The sequence below is a fragment of the Pseudomonas sp. AU12215 genome, assembly GCF_001675465.2.
GTDB classification, from domain to species: Bacteria; Pseudomonadota; Gammaproteobacteria; order Pseudomonadales; family Pseudomonadaceae; genus Pseudomonas; species Pseudomonas nitroreducens.
This window is the reverse complement of record NZ_MACM02000161.1, coordinates 1-1,161: the sequence shown is the minus strand read 5'-3', so window position 1 is coordinate 1,161 and position 1,161 is coordinate 1. Positions and strand designations below refer to the sequence as shown.

Below are 1,161 nucleotides of genomic sequence, written 5' to 3'. Positions count from 1 at the left end.
CTAATCCGACCTAGGCTCATCTGATAGCGCAAGGCCCGAAGGTCCCCTGCTTTCTCCCGTAGGACGTATGCGGTATTAGCGTTCCTTTCGAAACGTTGCCCCCCACTACCAGGCAGATTCCTAGGCATTACTCACCCGTCCGCCGCTGAATCCGGGAGCAAGCTCCCATCATCCGCTCGACTTGCATGTGTTAGGCCTGCCGCCAGCGTTCAATCTGAGCCATGATCAAACTCTTCAGTTCAATACTGCTTGGGTTTTGAGAAAACCCTAAACCTGGCTCAGCAATCGCATGCTCAATTTAATGAGCTAAAACTCTCGAATTCACGAGTGTTACTTGCGTTGCTGATAATCTGTCGATCATCAGTCTTACATCACAAGCGCCCACACGAATTGCTTGATTCAACTTGTTAAAGAGCAGCTGGTTAAGGCTTTCGTCTCAACCGAGGCGCGCATTCTACGCYAACCTCATCTTTCGTCAAGCTTTATTTTTCGAAAATTTCTTTTCTACTCAATCGCTTAACTTCTGAGAGCCTCGACTCTCGTCAGCAGCAAGCACAAATCATGTGCTTACACTAATAGGCAAAGCCCCGGACAGCGAAGCTGACCGGGGCTTTGGGATAGGAGCTTGACGATGACCTACTCTCACATGGAGAAACTCCACACTACCATCGGCGATGCGTCGTTTCACTACTGAGTTCGGGATGGGATCAGGTGGTTCCAACGCTCTATGGTCGTCAAGCAATTCTTTAGGACGCTCGTGGCTTGCGCACACGCTCATCCAGATTCGGGTATGTGACAGGTATTTGCGGTTCACACGAACTTTCGGTTCGTTACGTCTTCACCGTACAACACGCAAATTGTTTGGGTGTTATATGGTCAAGCCTCACGGGCAATTAGTATCGGTTAGCTCAACGCCTCACAGCGCTTACACACCCGACCTATCAACGTCGTAGTCTTCGACGGCCCTTYAGGGGAATCAAGTTCCCAGTGAGATYTCATCTTGAGGCTAGTTTCCCGCTTAGATGCTTTCAGCGGTTATCTATTCCGAACATAGCTACCCGGCAATGCCACTGGCGTGACAACCGGAACACCAGAGGTTCGTCCACTCCGGTCCTCTCGTACTAGGAGCAGCCCCTCTCAAATCTCCAACGTCCACGGCAG

The 1,161-nt window shown here is 50.7% G+C and carries 3 rRNA genes; all 3 read right to left on the bottom strand.

Annotation, left to right across the window (positions count from 1 at the left end):
• Positions 1 to 241 (bottom strand): 16S ribosomal RNA (locus A9513_RS25490); the annotation flags it as partial.
• Positions 242 to 623: 382 nt separating this feature from the next.
• A 5S ribosomal RNA gene (rrf, locus tag A9513_RS25485) occupies positions 624 to 739 on the bottom strand.
• A gap of 133 nt (positions 740 to 872) precedes the next feature.
• Positions 873 to 1,161 (bottom strand): 23S ribosomal RNA (locus A9513_RS25480); the annotation flags it as partial.